Origin of the sequence: Staphylococcus sp. T93 (assembly GCF_016743875.1) — a bacterium.
Classification (GTDB): Bacteria; Bacillota; Bacilli; order Staphylococcales; family Staphylococcaceae; genus Staphylococcus; species Staphylococcus aureus.
On sequence record NZ_CP068247.1, the window covers coordinates 568720 to 585833 of the forward strand.

Consider the following 17114-nt stretch of genomic DNA (forward strand, 5'->3'; position numbering starts at 1 on the left):
AAAGGTATATATTAATGATACGTCCTGGTCTTCTTTTTATGGAGTGTTATTATGACAAAAAAAGATGTTATCAAACTATTAGAACAAATTGCTACTTATATGGAATTAAAAGGGGAAAATACTTTTAAAATATCAGCGTATCGAAAAGCAGCTCAAAGTCTTGAATTAGATGAACGACCATTAGATGAAATATCTGATGTAACGGAGTTAAAAGGCATTGGTAAAGGTGTTGCAGAAGTAATCAATGATTACCGTGAGACCGGTGAATCTCAGTATTTACAGCAATTACAGGAAGAAGTTCCGGAAGGTCTTATTCCACTTTTGAAAATTCAAGGACTTGGAAGCAAGAAAATTGCTAAGCTATATAAAGAGTTGAATATTGTTGATAAAGCGTCACTTCAAGTTGCTTGTGAAAATGGAAAAGTTAGTGAATTAAGCGGATTTGCTAAGAAAACGGAACAAAACATATTAGAAGCTGTGAAACAACTTGGTGCTAAGAAAGATAGATATCCAATTGATCAAATGAGAAGACTTAATCAAGAAATCATTGATTATATAGATACATTAAATTATATCGATCAATATTCATCTGCAGGAAGCTTCCGTCGTTTTAAAGAAATGAGCAAAGATTTAGATTTCATAATAAGTACCGATAACCCAAAAGCAGTGCAGCAGCAATTATTAAATATTCCCAATAAAGTAAAAGAAGTTGCAGTGGGGAACACAAAAGTTTCATTAGAATTAGCGTATGATGATGAAACGATTGGTGTCGATTTTCGATTAATTGAACCAAGTGCTTTTTATCATACATTGCAGCATTTTACTGGGTCAAAAGAACATAATATAAGAATTCGACAACTTGCTAAAGCACGTGATGAAAAAGTAAGTGAATATGGAATTGAACAAGCTGATGGTACATTAATTCAATATGATAGTGAAGCCAAGATATATGAACATTTTAATGTGAATTTTATACCACCTGCTATGCGAGAAGATGGTAGCGAATTTGATAAAGATCTAAGTAATATCATTACAATAGATGATATTAATGGTGATATTCATATGCATACAACGTATAGTGATGGTGCGTTTTCTATTCGAGACATGGTAGAAGCAAATATCGCAAAAGGTTATAAATTCATGGTAATTACTGATCATTCACAAAGTTTACGTGTTGCTAATGGCTTACAAGTAGAAAGACTTTTAAGACAAAACGAAGAAATTAAGGCTTTAGATAAAGAATATAGTGAAATTGATATTTATTCAGGTACAGAAATGGATATATTACCTGATGGCTCGCTGGATTATGATGATGAAATTTTAGCACAACTTGATTATGTAATTGGAGCTATTCATCAAAGCTTTAACCAATCAGAAGAACAAATTATGGAACGATTAGCTAATGCATGTCGCAATCCATACGTGCGACATATAGCGCATCCAACAGGGCGTATTATAGGTAGAAGAGATGGTTATAAACCGAATATTGAACAATTAATGGCATTAGCTGAAGAAACGAATACAGTATTAGAAATTAATGCCAATCCACATCGACTGGATCTGAGCGCTGATATCGTTCGTAAATATCCAAATGTGAAATTAACTATTAACACTGATGCGCATCATACAAATCATTTAGATTTTATGAATTATGGCGTAGCAACTGCGCAAAAAGGATTTGTAACAAAAGATAGAGTGATTAACGCATTATCGCGTGAAGCTTTTAAAGACTTTATTGAAAATAATACAAAACTTAAGAAATAGAGGGATTTTATGAGACAAAAAACATTAGACGTCTTAGAATTTGAAAAAATAAAATCACTCGTTGCCAATGAAACTATTAGTGACTTAGGCTTGGAAAAGGTCAATCAAATGATGCCAGCTACTAATTTTGAAACGGTTGTTTTTCAAATGGAAGAAACGGATGAGATTGCTCAAATCTATAATAAGCATCGTTTACCAAGCTTGAGTGGCTTATCTAAAGTATCAGCATTCATTCATCGCGCTGATATTGGCGGCGTTTTAAATGTATCAGAGCTTAACTTGATAAAAAGATTAATTCAAGTACAAAATCAATTCAAGACATTTTATAATCAATTGGTTGAAGAAGATGAAGGTGTTAAATACCCAATATTAGATGACAAGATGAATCAATTACCTGTGTTAACTGATCTTTTTCAACAAATAAATGAAACATGCGATACGTATGATTTATATGATAATGCGAGTTATGAATTGCAAGGGATTAGAAGTAAAATTTCTAGCACGAATCAACGTATTAGACAAAATTTGGACCGTATTGTTAAAAGCCAAGCAAATCAGAAAAAATTATCAGATGCTATTGTAACAGTTAGGAATGAAAGAAACGTTATACCTGTCAAAGCTGAATATCGACAAGATTTTAATGGGATTGTACATGATCAATCTGCTTCAGGACAAACATTGTATATTGAGCCATCATCAGTTGTTGAAATGAATAATCAAATTAGTCGATTACGTCATGACGAAGCAATTGAAAAAGAACGCATTTTAACGCAACTAACTGGTTATGTGGCTGCGGACAAAGATGCACTACTTGTGGCAGAACAAGTCATGGGTCAGTTAGATTTTTTAATCGCAAAAGCGAGATATAGTAGAAGTATTAAAGGAACAAAGCCGATATTTAAAGAGGACCGTACTGTATATTTACCTAAAGCATACCATCCATTATTAAATCGTGAGACTGTTGTAGCTAATACCATCGAATTTATGGAAGATATTGAAACGGTAATTATTACAGGACCGAATACAGGTGGTAAAACTGTAACATTAAAAACATTAGGTTTAATTATTGTTATGGCTCAATCAGGATTGTTGATTCCCACACTTGATGGTAGTCAGTTAAGTGTATTTAAAAATGTATATTGCGATATCGGAGATGAACAATCAATAGAACAATCATTATCAACTTTTTCATCTCATATGACGAATATAGTTGAAATTTTAAAGCATGCAGACAAACATAGTTTAGTTTTATTTGATGAATTAGGTGCAGGTACAGATCCGAGTGAAGGTGCTGCATTAGCAATGAGCATTTTAGATCATGTTAGAAAAATTGGTTCTCTAGTAATGGCAACGACGCACTATCCTGAACTTAAAGCATATAGTTATAATCGAGAAGGCGTTATGAATGCGAGTGTAGAATTTGATGTAGATACTTTGAGTCCAACGTATAAGTTATTAATGGGTGTGCCGGGTCGTTCAAATGCTTTTGACATTTCTAAAAAGTTAGGTCTTAGTTTGAATATTATTAATAAGGCTAAGACGATGATTGGTACTGATGAAAAAGAAATAAATGAAATGATTGAATCATTAGAGCGTAATTACAAACGTGTAGAGACACAGAGGTTAGAACTGGACCGTCTTGTAAAAGAAGCGGAGCAAGTGCATGATGATTTATCTAAGCAGTATCAACAATTCCAAAATTATGAAAAGTCTCTAATAGAGGAAGCGAAAGAAAAAGCAAATCAGAAGATTAAGGCTGCAACAAAAGAAGCTGACGATATTATTAAAGACTTAAGACAATTGCGTGAACAAAAAGGTGCAGATGTTAAAGAACATGAATTGATTGATAAGAAGAAACGATTAGATGATCATTATGAAGCGAAATCTATAAAGCAAAATGTACAAAAGCAAAAATACGATAAAATTGTTGCTGGTGATGAAGTAAAAGTATTATCTTACGGTCAAAAGGGTGAAGTTTTAGAAATTGTCAATGATGAAGAAGCAATTGTTCAAATGGGAATTATTAAAATGAAGTTACCTATTGAAGATTTAGAGAAAAAACAAAAAGAAAAAGTTAAGCCAACGAAAATGGTTACACGTCAAAATCGTCAAACAATTAAAACTGAACTTGACTTACGAGGCTATCGTTATGAGGATGCTTTAATTGAACTAGATCAATATTTAGATCAAGCCGTTTTAAGTAATTACGAACAAGTTTATATCATTCATGGTAAAGGTACAGGTGCACTTCAAAAAGGTGTACAACAACATTTGAAAAAGCATAAAAGTGTTAGTGACTTTAGAGGTGGTATGCCAAGCGAAGGTGGATTTGGCGTTACCGTTGCAACACTAAAATAAATTATAATTTGATAAATTAAATAGCTGCAGTTAAAATAATGTAAAGCAACAAGAATACATTTCAAACATGTTATTTGAAATAAGCATAAAAATTGAGCAAATAGAAATACATGAAGCATGTTATCTGATATAATTTGAACATCATAATAATAATTAAGGAGGATTGGCATTTATGGCAATCGTAAAAGTAACAGATGCAGATTTTGATTCAAAAGTAGAATCTGGTGTACAACTAGTAGATTTTTGGGCAACATGGTGTGGTCCATGTAAAATGATCGCTCCGGTATTAGAAGAATTAGCAGCTGACTATGAAGGTAAAGCTGACATTTTAAAATTAGATGTTGATGAAAATCCATCAACTGCAGCTAAATATGAAGTGATGAGTATTCCAACATTAATCGTCTTTAAAGACGGTCAACCAGTTGATAAAGTTGTTGGTTTCCAACCAAAAGAAAACTTAGCTGAAGTTTTAGATAAACATTTATAAGTTACAACCAATGACGACTGGGGCATTTCTTTAATGAATTGCTCCAGTTTTTGTTTGTGTTTTTAATATAAAAAGTTGAATGATAAGTCATCATATTGTTTACGACTTGAGAATGGTGGGATTAATAAATCTATGAACGTTAAATGATAATCTAGCATGCTGATAGATTTGTAGCAGTTGGTTTGATAAAACCATGTTCAATATTACATGATGTGCATGAAAAGTCATACTCGAAGATGTTGATTATTAACTAGAATTAGTGGTGATAAATTTGAAGCACTTTTGTAGCATCATTCATTTTAAAATTAGAAGGGGGGATATTTTTGGAAGACTATAAGCAACGAATTAAAAATAAATTAAATGTCGTACCTATGGAACCAGGATGCTATTTAATGAAAGATCGTAATGATCAAGTGATATATGTTGGCAAAGCTAAAAAGCTAAGAAATCGATTGCGATCATATTTTACGGGTGCTCATGATGCTAAAACAACGAGACTGGTTGGTGAAATACGTCGCTTTGAGTTTATTGTCACGTCAAGTGAAACAGAATCACTTTTACTGGAATTGAATCTGATTAAACAATATCAACCAAGATATAATATATTATTAAAGGATGATAAAAGTTATCCATTTATTAAAATTACGAAGGAGAAATATCCTAGACTACTAGTGACGAGAACTGTAAAACAAGGTACTGGCAAATATTTCGGACCGTATCCGAATGCATATTCTGCTCAAGAAACTAAAAAGTTATTAGACAGAATATATCCATATCGCAAATGTGATAAGATGCCAGATAAATTATGTCTTTATTACCATATTGGACAATGTTTAGGACCATGTGTATATGACGTTGATTTGAGTAAATACGCACAAATGACGAAGGAAATTACTGATTTTCTGAATGGGGAAGACAAAACAATTTTAAAAAGTTTAGAAGAGCGAATGTTAACTGCAAGTGAATCACTTGATTTTGAACGGGCTAAAGAATATAGAGATTTAATTCAACATATTCAAAATCTGACAAACAAACAAAAAATTATGTCATCAGATAAAACGATTCGTGATGTCTTTGGTTATAGTGTTGATAAAGGATGGATGTGTATCCAAGTTTTCTTTATACGACAAGGTAATATGATAAAGCGAGATACAACGATGATTCCATTACAGCAAACAGAAGAAGAAGAATTTTATACATTTATTGGACAATTTTATAGCTTAAACCAACATATTTTACCTAAGGAAGTTCATGTACCACGTAATTTGGATAAAGAAATGATTCAATCTGTTGTGGACACTAAAATCGTTCAATCCGCGCGAGGTCCCAAAAAAGATATGGTTGACCTAGCTGCACATAACGCTAAAGTATCCTTAAATAATAAATTTGAATTAATATCACGTGATGAGTCCAGAACGATTAAAGCTATTGAAGAACTTGGAACACAAATGGGAATTCAAACACCAATTAGAATTGAAGCATTCGATAATTCTAATATTCAAGGTGTGGATCCAGTGTCAGCAATGGTTACATTTGTCGACGGTAAACCAGATAAGAAAAATTATAGAAAGTATAAAATCAAAACGGTTAAAGGTCCAGATGATTACAAATCAATGAGAGAAGTAGTAAGACGACGATATTCTCGCGTTTTAAACGAAGGATTACCATTACCTGATTTAATAATAGTAGATGGTGGTAAAGGACATATGAACGGGGTTATTGATGTGCTACAAAACGAATTAGGTCTTGATATCCCTGTTGCAGGTTTGCAGAAAAATGATAAACACCAAACATCTGAATTATTATATGGCGCTAGTGCAGAAATTGTACCACTGAAGAAAAATAGCCAGGCATTTTATTTGTTGCACCGTATCCAAGATGAGGTTCACAGATTCGCAATCACATTTCATAGACAAACACGTCAAAAGACAGGCTTGAAATCAATACTTGATGATATAGATGGTATCGGTAACAAACGTAAAACATTATTATTGCGTTCATTCGGTTCAATCAAGAAAATGAAGGAAGCTACACTTGAAGATTTTAAAAATATAGGTATTCCTGAAAACGTCGCAAAGAACCTACATGAACAATTGCATAAATAAATTACTGGGCGTGAGAATCATTCTCATGCCCCAAAATATATGAAATAATGTTACAATATGGTTAACAAAGTTATTTTTTTGAATGTACGTGGAAGCGTTTTCTAAATGAGAAAGTTTATCATCACAAGCAATTTTAAATATCGAATCCAAATGTTACATTGTTCGACATGCAGTTTGGTGATCGTGCAGTGTGTATTTGTCTTTAAAATGTTTCGCTTAATGATAATGACAACGCTAGAAACGATATCACTTTAGGGGGTTAAGCGTACGTTTAATATAAATAGCTCAATAAATTAAATATTCGTTCACAGGGGGGACTCCTTTTGGCTCAATCAAAAAATGAATTTTATCTAAGACGTATTCACTCGTTATTAGGTATTATCCCAATAGGTGCATTTTTGGTCGTTCATTTATTAGTGAATCACCAAGCAACACAAGGTGCTGAAGCGTTTAATAAGGCATCTAACTTTATGGAATCATTACCATTTCTAATTATTGTAGAATTTTTATTTATATACATTCCGTTGTTATATCACGGTTTGTTTGGTATACACATTGCATTTACAGCAAAAGAAAATGTTGGACATTACTCGATTTTTAGAAACTGGATGTTCTTCTTCCAAAGAGTGAGTGGTATCTTAACATTTATCTTTATTGGTATCCATTTATGGCAAACACGTTTACAAAAAGCATTTTACGGCAAAGAAGTGAATTACGATTTAATGCACGAAACATTGCAACATCCTGGATGGGCAATATTTTATATTATTTGTATTATTGCTGTTGTGTTCCACTTTGCAAATGGCTTATGGTCATTCTTAGTTACTTGGGGTGGACTTCAATCTCCAAAATCACAACGAGTATTTACATGGGTTTCATTAATCGTATTTTTAGTTATTTCGTATATTGGTGTTACTGCAATTATTGCCTTTATGTAATACATCGCATTTAACAAATATAGATTGAAAATTTAGGGGAGTGAAATTTTTATGGCAGAGAAACATCTTATTGTTGTCGGAGGTGGCCTAGCGGGCTTAATGTCAACAATTAAAGCGGCAGAAAAAGGTGCACATGTAGATTTGTTCTCAGTTGTACCAGTAAAGCGTTCGCACTCTGTTTGTGCCCAAGGTGGCATTAATGGTGCGGTCAATACTAAAGGGGAAGGCGATTCTCCTTGGATTCACTTTGATGATACAGTGTATGGTGGCGATTTCCTTGCAAACCAACCACCTGTTAAAGCGATGACAGAGGCAGCACCTAAAATTATTCATTTATTAGACCGTATGGGCGTAATGTTCAATAGAACAAATGAAGGTCTATTAGATTTTAGACGTTTCGGTGGTACATTACATCACAGAACAGCATATGCAGGGGCAACAACTGGACAACAATTATTATATGCATTGGATGAACAAGTTCGTGCATATGAAGTAGATGGATTAGTTACGAAGTATGAAGGATGGGAATTCCTTGGCATAGTTAAAGGTGACGATGATAGTGCAAGAGGTATCGTTGCACAAAATATGACAACTGCTGAGATTGAAACATTTGGTTCAGATGCAGTTATTATGGCAACGGGTGGCCCTGGTATTATTTTCGGTAAAACAACAAACTCAATGATTAATACAGGATCAGCGGCTTCCATTGTTTACCAACAAGGCGCTATTTATGCTAATGGTGAGTTCATTCAAATTCATCCTACTGCAATCCCTGGTGATGATAAACTGCGACTAATGAGTGAATCAGCACGTGGTGAAGGTGGACGAATTTGGACATATAAAGATGGTAAGCCTTGGTACTTCTTAGAAGAGAAATATCCTGATTATGGTAACTTAGTACCTCGTGATATCGCAACGCGTGAAATTTTCGATGTATGTATTAACCAAAAATTAGGTATAAATGGCGAAAACATGGTATATCTTGATTTGTCACATAAAGATCCACATGAGTTAGATGTAAAACTAGGTGGTATCATTGAGATTTATGAAAAATTCACTGGTGATGACCCACGCAAAGTACCAATGAAGATTTTCCCAGCTGTTCACTATTCAATGGGTGGTCTATATGTAGATTATGATCAAATGACAAATATTAAAGGGTTATTTGCAGCTGGAGAATGTGACTTCTCTCAACATGGTGGTAACCGCTTAGGTGCCAATTCATTGTTATCAGCGATTTATGGTGGTACAGTAGCAGGTCCAAACGCGATTGATTATATTTCAAATATTGATCGATCATATACTGATATGGACGAAAGTATTTTTGAAAAGCGTAAAGCTGAAGAGCAAGAACGTTTTGATAAATTATTAGCTATGCGCGGTACAGAAAATGCATATAAATTACACCGTGAACTTGGTGAAATTATGACAGCAAATGTAACTGTTGTTCGTGAAAATGAAAAACTGTTAGAAACAGATAAAAAGATTGTTGAATTGATGAAACGTTATGAAGATATTGATATGGAAGATACTCAAACTTGGAGTAACCAAGCGGTATTCTTTACCCGTCAACTATGGAACATGTTAGTACTTGCACGTGTTATTACGATTGGTGCATATAACCGTAACGAATCACGCGGTGCCCATTATAAACCAGAATTCCCAGAGCGTAATGATGAAGAGTGGTTAAAAACGACAATGGCCTCATTCCAAGGCGCATTTGAAAAACCGCAGTTTACTTATGATGACGTCGATGTGAGTTTAATACCACCTCGTAAACGTGATTACACAAGTAAGTCTAAAGGGGGTAAAAAATAATGACTGAACAATCAGTGAAAAACACTCCACAACATGAAACACAATCTAAACCGAAACAAAAAACAGTAAAATTAATTATTAAACGACAAGATACAAGTGATTCTAAGCCTTATGAAGAAACATTTGAAATTCCATATCGTGAAAATTTAAACGTCATTGCTTGTTTAATGGAAATTAGACGTAACCCAGTTAATATTAAAGGTGAAAAAACAACACCTGTTGTCTGGGATATGAACTGCTTAGAAGAAGTATGTGGAGCATGTTCTATGGTTATCAATGGTCGTGCAAGACAATCTTGTTCTGCGATTGTTGATCAATTAGAACAACCTATTCGTTTAGAGCCAATGAATACTTTCCCAGTTATCCGTGACTTACAAGTTGATCGTTCTAGAATGTTCGATAACTTAAAACGTATGAAAGCATGGATCCCAATTGATGGAACGTATGATTTAGGTCCGGGACCACGTATGCCAGAGAAAAAACGTCAAACAGCTTATGAATTATCTAAATGTATGACATGTGGTGTATGTTTAGAGGTTTGTCCTAATGTTACTGAAAATAATAAATTCGTTGGTGCACAAGCAATCTCGCAAGTTCGTTTGTTTAATTTGCACCCAACAGGATCTATGACTAAAGATGAACGTTTAAATGCATTAATGGGTACTGGTGGCTTACAGCAGTGTGGTAATTCACAAAACTGTGTTAATGCTTGCCCTAAAGGTATTCCATTAACAACATCCATTGCAGCAATGAACAGAGAAACAACATTCCACATGTTTAAATCATTCTTTGGTTCAGACCATGAAGTAGAATAAAAATTAATCCCTTTTGAGTTAAAATGTTATGTTCCTTTCAAAATTAAATTGAATGGAGATACACAATAACTTGGAAGGGATTTTTTTAATAAGCAGATTACATGACAATATGATAGTGGGCTGATTTAAAATAAATATTATAATGACAAAAATGGTAAACACAGTGCATAATACTAAAATCCAATGCTTAGTTATGATAAACTAAAAATTAAATTAAAAGTAAGGATGACCGAATATGAATAAACCAATAGGTGTAATAGACTCTGGTGTCGGAGGTTTGACAGTAGCTAAAGAAATTATGCGTCAGTTGCCAAATGAGACGATTTATTACTTAGGTGATATTGGACGATGTCCATATGGGCCAAGACCAGGAGAACAAGTAAAACAATATACAGTTGAAATCGCTCGTAAATTAATGGAATTTGATATAAAAATGCTCGTGATTGCTTGTAATACAGCAACTGCTGTAGCTTTAGAATATTTACAAAAGACCTTATCAATCCCAGTGATTGGCGTAATTGAACCAGGTGCTAGAACAGCAATAATGACTACTAGAAATCAAAATGTATTAGTACTAGGAACGGAAGGCACAATTAAATCTGAAGCATATCGTACGCATATTAAACGTATCAATCCACATGTAGAGGTACATGGCGTTGCCTGTCCAGGTTTTGTGCCACTTGTAGAACAAATGAGATATAGTGATCCAACAATTACAAGCATTGTCATTCATCAAACACTGAAACGTTGGCGTAATAGTGAGTCTGATACTGTCATTTTAGGATGTACCCACTATCCATTGCTCTATAAACCTATCTATGATTATTTTGGTGGTAAAAAGACAGTGATTTCGTCTGGATTAGAAACGGCTCGTGAAGTTAGTGCATTGCTAACATTTAGTAATGAACATGCAAGTTATACTGAACATCCAGATCATCGATTTTTTGCAACAGGTGATCCTACTCACATTACTAACATTATCAAAGAGTGGTTAAATTTATCTGTCAATGTGGAACGTATATCAGTGAATGACTAGGAGGATTTTTAATGAAAGAGATTGTTATTGCATCGAATAATCAAGGGAAAATAAATGACTTTAAAGTAATATTTCCAGATTACCACGTAATAGGTATTTCAGAACTAATACCAGATTTTGATGTGGAAGAAACAGGATCAACATTTGAAGAAAATGCTATATTAAAATCAGAAGCTGCTGCAAAAGCATTGAATAAAACGGTCATAGCTGATGACAGTGGACTAGAAGTTTTTGCATTAAATGGTGAGCCAGGTATATACTCTGCACGTTATGCTGGTGAAAATAAAAGCGATGAAGCAAATATTGAAAAATTATTAAATAAGCTTGGTAATACAACTGATCGTCGTGCGCAATTTGTTTGTGTCATAAGTATGAGTGGCCCTGATATGGAAACAAAAGTATTTAAAGGTACTGTTTCAGGTGAAATTGCAGATGGAAAATATGGCGAAAATGGTTTCGGATATGATCCGATATTTTATGTACCGAAATTAGATAAAACCATGGCTCAACTTTCAAAAGAACAAAAAGGGCAAATTAGTCATAGACGAAATGCGATTAATTTACTTCAAGCTTTTCTTGAAGGTGATAAAAATGTCTAAATGGATTATTGTGAGTGATAACCATACTGAATCAGGCGTTTTATATCAAATTTATGAAATGCACCCAGATGCAGATGTATATTTACATTTAGGAGATTCAGAATTCGCGTATGATGATACGGAACTTAGCTTATTTAATAGAGTAAAAGGCAATTGTGATTTTTACCCAGAATTTGAAAATGAAGCGGTCGCAAAATATAATGACGTGAAAGCATTTTATACTCATGGACATTTATATCAAGTCAATCGAACAAGAGATTTATTAGCTGAAAAAGGACTTGAATTAGGTTGTTTGTTTGCATTTTATGGACATACACATGTGGCAAAATATGAGTATATTAATGGTGTTCATGTTATTAATCCTGGAAGTATATCTCAATCTAGAAGTTCAATGGAAGAAACATATGCTGAAGTTATTATTGATGATCAAACTTTACATGGCACCATCAATTTCAAAAATCGACATCACGAAACAATCAGTCATACTACTTTTTAAATAGAAGTAGCTATGGCTTTTTTTAGTTTATAGACTGATTTAACTAGGAGGTCGTGTCATCAATGTTTGTTTAAAAGTATTTCTGACAATTTTATAAGATAATTGGAATGAATAACACATTTATGTTATGAAAAGAATTGTAATTTTGGAGAATGTGATTGTTGATAACCCTATATGGTTGAATCATGTTGATTATTTGGTTAAAAGTGTATTATTAAAAAGTATAAAATTAAGATTCCAAGAAGTCAGGAAATTTGAAATTTTAGTTAAAATCATGAATCGTATACATATTTAAAAGGATTTCTAAAGTCATAAATTATATCAATAATTTGATGGTTAAAATATGGAGTAGCAAAATTCTTGAAATTCAGAAATGTAGTGACACAAATATTAATGTTTAGTTAATAAATAGTTAATGTAGTTTTTTGTATCTGTCTATTATTATAAATATATACAAAATAAATATTTGAGGATAGGTGTTATTAATTATGAAAAAGAATTTTATTGGGAAATCAATTTTAAGCATAGCTGCTATTAGTTTAACGGTATCAACGTTTGCCGGTGAATCTCATGCACAAACTAAAAACGTTGAAGCTGCTAAAAAATATGATCAGTATCAAACAAACTTTAAAAAACAAGTAAATAAAAAAGTTGTGGATGCACAAAAAGCTGTAAACTTTTTCAAACGTACAAGAACTGTTGCAACACACCGTAAAGCACAAAGAGCTGTTAATTTAATTCATTTCCAACACAGTTATGAAAAGAAAAAATTACAAAGACAAATCGATCTAGTTTTAAAATATAATACTTTAAAATAATTGATAGAAGCCATGCTATAGAGTGTGGCTTTTTGCTATATCCAAAGGTATAATTATTTTATAATATTGTGTTTATTTGAATGGTGAGCTTATTGGGATAAATAATATAAATAATTACTTAAAAGTGAATGCAATAGTTGTTTATGTTTTGAACAAGCGAGGTGGCTATTGTGAAAAGGAAATCGAATGTATTAACAATCATAAAAATTGTAACGGATATAGTGGCAACCGTGTTAATCATACGTGCTTTATTAAACAGTCGTAAAGATGCTAAATAAATTGGAAGTTACTTAAAATAAAAAAGCACGCCAATACGTTAGCATTGTTTTCTAACGTTTGGCGTACAACTATTTAATTCAGTATGTTTTTTAATACCAAGTAATCGAGTCGATTTCACCGTTTTTAACAACTTTAATATTTTTTCTGTTCTCTTCTAAAGGACGAGTTAAGTCAAAAGTATAGTAATCTCTAGGACCACCATCTTTAATTCTGACAACTGCTTTCTTCACATCACCTTGGCTTAATTTTTTAACAATAAGGTACAGATCATTAACAGTTTCAGCTTTGTAAGGAGTTAGATTTTTATCAGACTCTTTCATTAACTTATCAATACGTTCATCGTCCTTTTTAGCTTGATCTGCTAAATTTTTTGCGATTTCTAAACCTTTCCATTCATAACTAAAGAAAGCTTTAGCATCATTAGTTTGAGTTAAAAGACCTGCAGCGATTACTGTAGATGCGATAATAGTTTTTGTGATATTTTTTTTCATAATAAGTTCTCCCTGTAAAATAAATTTGTACTTACTAATGCGAGTACACTGCTATTTTACAAACGGTTTCATACATTTACCAGTTAACACTTCATTAATTAAAATTAAGTGCAAATTAATAAGGTTTAATGCAATCGAAAAAGAATAATGATGAATTTGATGGTATTATTTTTATTTGAGGTATTATTGAATTTGTTGATAGTATAATAATAGTAGTAAACGTCACTCAACTATGATTGAATAATTTTTATTGCTAAAACGATATTTACATTTCTCTACATTTTGTTTGCTAAGTTGGATAGACAAACACTCCAAATTGTTATACATATAGCTGTTTTGATATATATTTTTTATAAAACAAAGAAATGATTCATAGTAGAGAAGTAATTAATATGTATAATTTTACTTATAAAGAAATAAGAGATATATTCTAATTATGGTTGATATGTTATGATTAATATATAAGTTAAAAATTATACTATTTAATTGAATTATGCATTTTCGAAGTAAACATAATTCAACACTTACATTTTTAAATAGATAAAATAGTGTAAAATCACGTGCCAAGATTACTATAGAGTAGGCATTGAGTATTATTGGCAATCACTTAAGTGATTGTTATTTTTCGTGGTCAATAATAAAGATATAAATAAATATATTGAGGTCAAACGATGATAATTAAAATTTTAACAATTCTATTACTACTTTGTATATTGAGCTATTTGGTTACAAATAGAAAGAAGCCTTTTCTGTTCTTAAAGACACTCTTTATGGGTGTGGTATTTATCTTTATAGGATATATTTCACTGGCAATATCTGCCGTAATTATTTATGGTATTATTCAATTTATCACAATTGATTTTGGTAGTTTTTTCTTAATGGGTATTATATTGATCTTGATTTCAAGTATATTCCAATTATTTATAGTTAGATTACTTTTTAGAAAAAAGAATGTCGATTTGACAGAGGTTGTCGTTTTAGAGCATTTAATTCAATGGTTCTTAGTTTACTTTGCGATCTATCAAGCAGTAAATGAAAAAATGGACATTAATGATATTAATATCGACAATTTCCAATCTGTCTTTTTTGACGTGTCTAATTTGAATTTAGTAATTCTACCAACGTTAATCATTAGCTGGGTCACAATATTTAACTATAGAATGAGAAGTTACAAATAAAATCTATGAGATTATACCTTCAGACACCAACATTCAAATGGTGTCTTTTTTGTTGTGTGGTTTTATTTTTGAAATTCGAAAAAGTAGAGGCATGAATTTTTTGACTAGTGTATAAGTGCTGATGAGTCACAAGATAGATAGCTATATTTTGTCTATATTATAAAGTGTTTATAGTTAATTAATAATTAGTTAATTTCAAAAGTTGTATAAATAGGATAACTTAATAAATGTAAGATAATAATTTGGAGGATAATTAACATGAAAAATAAATTGATAGCAAAATCTTTATTAACATTAGCGGCAATAGGTATTACTACAACTACAATTGCGTCAACAGCAGATGCGAGCGAAGGATACGGTCCAAGAGAAAAGAAACCAGTGAGTATTAATCACAATATCGTAGAGTACAATGATGGTACTTTTAAATATCAATCTAGACCAAAATTTAACTCAACACCTAAATATATTAAATTCAAACATGACTATAATATTTTAGAATTTAACGATGGTACATTCGAATATGGTGCACGTCCACAATTTAATAAACCAGCAGCGAAAACTGATGCAACTATTAAAAAAGAACAAAAATTGATTCAAGCTCAAAATCTTGTGAGAGAATTTGAAAAAACACATACTGTCAGTGCACACAGAAAAGCACAAAAGGCAGTCAACTTAGTTTCGTTTGAATACAAAGTGAAGAAAATGGTCTTACAAGAGCGAATTGATAATGTATTAAAACAAGGATTAGTTAAATAAAACTTCAATCGTTGCTGTTATCTGGAAATAATTAATTAAATGTTATGTTAATTTTTGTTAATGAAAAAAGTAATCTATTTAATGACAGGTTAATGTAATTGTCCTGAAATTGACTATATACTCAGTAAGTATCAATTTTAAGGAGAGCTTATAATGAAATTTAAAAAATATATATTAACAGGAACATTAGCATTACTTTTATCATCAACTGGGATAGCAACTATAGAAGGGAATAAAGCAGATGCAAGTAGTCTGGACAAATATTTAACTGAAAGTCAGTTTCATGATAAACGCATAGCAGAAGAATTAAGAACTTTACTTAACAAATCGAATGTATATGCATTAGCTGCAGGAAGCTTAAATCCATATTATAAACGTACGATTATGATGAATGAATATAGAGCTAAAGCGGCACTTAAGAAAAATGATTTCGTATCAATGGCTGATGCTAAAGTTGCATTAGAAAAAATATACAAAGAAATTGATGAAATTATAAATAGATAATAAATAAAACAGGTTGAGACAAAAAATGGTCTTAACCTGTTTTCAATTTGCATATGTGATAAATTCTATATCAAAATGCTTATGTATAATGAATGACATTTAAAAGTAGGGGAGACAAATATAAATACAATAGTTCCTAGGATTACTCTCAAAATAACTATATCAATTATTTACTTTGCTCTCCTATTTTTTAAAATATGTACATGTTTAAACAATCAAAAGTGTACAATATTAAATTATCATTTCCAGTTCTAGTGCTATATTGGTAGTAGTTGACTAAATGAAAATAAGCTTATAACAAGTTTTTTCAATACTCGTGGGGCCACAACAGAGAGAAATAGGATCACCAATTCCAACAGACAATGCAAGTTGGCGGGGCCCCAACATAGAGAAATTGGATCACCAATTTCAACAGACAATGCAAGTTGGGGTGGGGCCCAACACAGAAGCTGGCGAAAAGTCAGCATACAAAAATGTGCAAGTTGGCGGGGCCACAACAGAGAGAAATAGGATCACCAATTCCAACAAACAATGCAAGTTGGCGGGGGCCCCAACATAGAAGCTGGCGAAAAGTCAGCTTACAAAAATGTGCAAGTTGGCGGGGCCCCAACATAGAGAAATTGGAACCCCAATTTCTACAGACAATGCAAGTTGGGGTAGGACATCGATAAA

General features: G+C 32.2%; 18 protein-coding genes. 15 read left to right on the forward strand and 3 right to left on the reverse strand.

All coding sequences use genetic code 11. From position 1 onward, the window contains the following. Positions 1 to 51 precede the first annotated feature (51 nt). The 3 genes from polX to trxA all read left to right on the forward strand — a co-directional run bounded on the left by polX (position 52) and on the right by trxA (position 4609). A complete protein-coding gene (polX, locus tag JG553_RS02800; RefSeq protein WP_000161942.1) occupies positions 52 to 1764 on the forward strand; it encodes a DNA polymerase/3'-5' exonuclease PolX in 1713 nt (570 codons plus the stop codon). A gap of 9 nt (positions 1765 to 1773) precedes the next feature. Further along, entirely contained in the window at positions 1774 to 4122 is a 2349-nt protein-coding gene (locus tag JG553_RS02805) for an endonuclease MutS2 (RefSeq protein ID WP_001249285.1), read from the forward strand. Positions 4123 to 4294: 172 nt separating this feature from the next. Next, entirely contained in the window at positions 4295 to 4609 is a 315-nt protein-coding gene (gene trxA, locus JG553_RS02810) for a thioredoxin (RefSeq protein ID WP_001018928.1), read from the forward strand. Positions 4610 to 4671: 62 nt separating this feature from the next. Here trxA and JG553_RS02815 read toward each other — a convergent pair whose 3' ends face one another. Beyond that, positions 4672 to 4767, reverse strand: coding sequence for a hypothetical protein (locus JG553_RS02815; RefSeq protein WP_001788625.1), 96 nt, complete (start codon positions 4765 to 4767; stop codon positions 4672 to 4674). A 165-nt stretch (positions 4768 to 4932) separates the two neighbouring features. Between JG553_RS02815 and uvrC the strand changes: the two genes are divergently transcribed. The 9 genes from uvrC (at position 4933) to ecb (ending at position 13234) form a co-directional block, all read left to right on the forward strand. Beyond that, entirely contained in the window at positions 4933 to 6714 is a 1782-nt protein-coding gene (gene uvrC / locus JG553_RS02820) for an excinuclease ABC subunit UvrC (RefSeq protein ID WP_000390535.1), read from the forward strand. Positions 6715 to 7037: 323 nt separating this feature from the next. Beyond that, entirely contained in the window at positions 7038 to 7652 is a 615-nt protein-coding gene (locus JG553_RS02825) for a succinate dehydrogenase cytochrome b558 subunit (RefSeq protein WP_000079317.1), read from the forward strand. 51 nt (positions 7653 to 7703) lie between these two features. Further along, positions 7704 to 9470, forward strand: coding sequence for a succinate dehydrogenase flavoprotein subunit (gene sdhA / locus JG553_RS02830; RefSeq protein ID WP_000818278.1), 1767 nt, complete (start codon positions 7704 to 7706; stop codon positions 9468 to 9470). After that, complete coding sequence (gene sdhB / locus JG553_RS02835) at positions 9470 to 10285, forward strand: succinate dehydrogenase iron-sulfur subunit (RefSeq protein WP_000139712.1); 816 nt, start codon at positions 9470 to 9472, stop codon at positions 10283 to 10285. Before sdhA ends, sdhB begins: the two co-directional genes overlap by 1 nt. Before the next feature lie 235 nt (positions 10286 to 10520). Next, the gene (gene racE / locus JG553_RS02840; protein WP_001039659.1) at positions 10521 to 11321 is read left to right on the forward strand and encodes a glutamate racemase; all 801 of its coding nucleotides are present in this window, start codon (positions 10521 to 10523) and stop codon (positions 11319 to 11321) included. Between the two features lie 11 nt (positions 11322 to 11332). Next, positions 11333 to 11920, forward strand: coding sequence for an XTP/dITP diphosphatase (locus JG553_RS02845; protein ID WP_000659317.1), 588 nt, complete (start codon positions 11333 to 11335; stop codon positions 11918 to 11920). Then, entirely contained in the window at positions 11913 to 12416 is a 504-nt protein-coding gene (locus JG553_RS02850) for a YfcE family phosphodiesterase (protein ID WP_000049484.1), read from the forward strand. Before JG553_RS02845 ends, JG553_RS02850 begins: the two co-directional genes overlap by 8 nt. Before the next feature lie 127 nt (positions 12417 to 12543). Further along, positions 12544 to 12711, forward strand: coding sequence for a hypothetical protein (locus JG553_RS02855; protein WP_001791787.1), 168 nt, complete (start codon positions 12544 to 12546; stop codon positions 12709 to 12711). A 193-nt stretch (positions 12712 to 12904) separates the two neighbouring features. Beyond that, on the forward strand, positions 12905 to 13234 hold the full coding sequence (ecb, locus tag JG553_RS02860; RefSeq protein ID WP_000739209.1) for a complement convertase inhibitor Ecb: 330 nt from the start codon (positions 12905 to 12907) through the stop codon (positions 13232 to 13234). Positions 13235 to 13550: 316 nt separating this feature from the next. Here the strand turns inward: ecb and JG553_RS02865 are convergent, their stop codons facing one another. Both JG553_RS02865 and JG553_RS02870 read right to left on the reverse strand, forming a co-directional pair. Continuing rightward, complete coding sequence (locus JG553_RS02865; protein WP_001791789.1) at positions 13551 to 13643, reverse strand: hypothetical protein; 93 nt, start codon at positions 13641 to 13643, stop codon at positions 13551 to 13553. Beyond that, positions 13603 to 14004, reverse strand: a complete 402-nt coding sequence (locus JG553_RS02870) for an FPRL1 inhibitory protein FLIPr (RefSeq protein ID WP_000739563.1) — start codon at positions 14002 to 14004, stop codon at positions 13603 to 13605. The genes JG553_RS02865 and JG553_RS02870 overlap by 41 nt, the downstream gene beginning before the upstream one ends. 671 nt (positions 14005 to 14675) lie before the next feature. Between JG553_RS02870 and JG553_RS02875 the strand changes: the two genes are divergently transcribed. From JG553_RS02875 to scb, 3 genes are all read left to right on the forward strand, one after another. Beyond that, positions 14676 to 15182, forward strand: coding sequence for an SA1002 family membrane protein (locus JG553_RS02875; RefSeq protein ID WP_000584398.1), 507 nt, complete (start codon positions 14676 to 14678; stop codon positions 15180 to 15182). Positions 15183 to 15440: 258 nt separating this feature from the next. Next, the gene (gene efb, locus JG553_RS02880) at positions 15441 to 15938 is read left to right on the forward strand and encodes a complement convertase inhibitor Efb (RefSeq protein ID WP_000791587.1); all 498 of its coding nucleotides are present in this window, start codon (positions 15441 to 15443) and stop codon (positions 15936 to 15938) included. 153 nt (positions 15939 to 16091) lie between these two features. Further along, a complete protein-coding gene (gene scb / locus JG553_RS02885; RefSeq protein ID WP_000669537.1) occupies positions 16092 to 16442 on the forward strand; it encodes a complement inhibitor SCIN-B in 351 nt (116 codons plus the stop codon). Positions 16443 to 17114 lie beyond the last annotated feature (672 nt).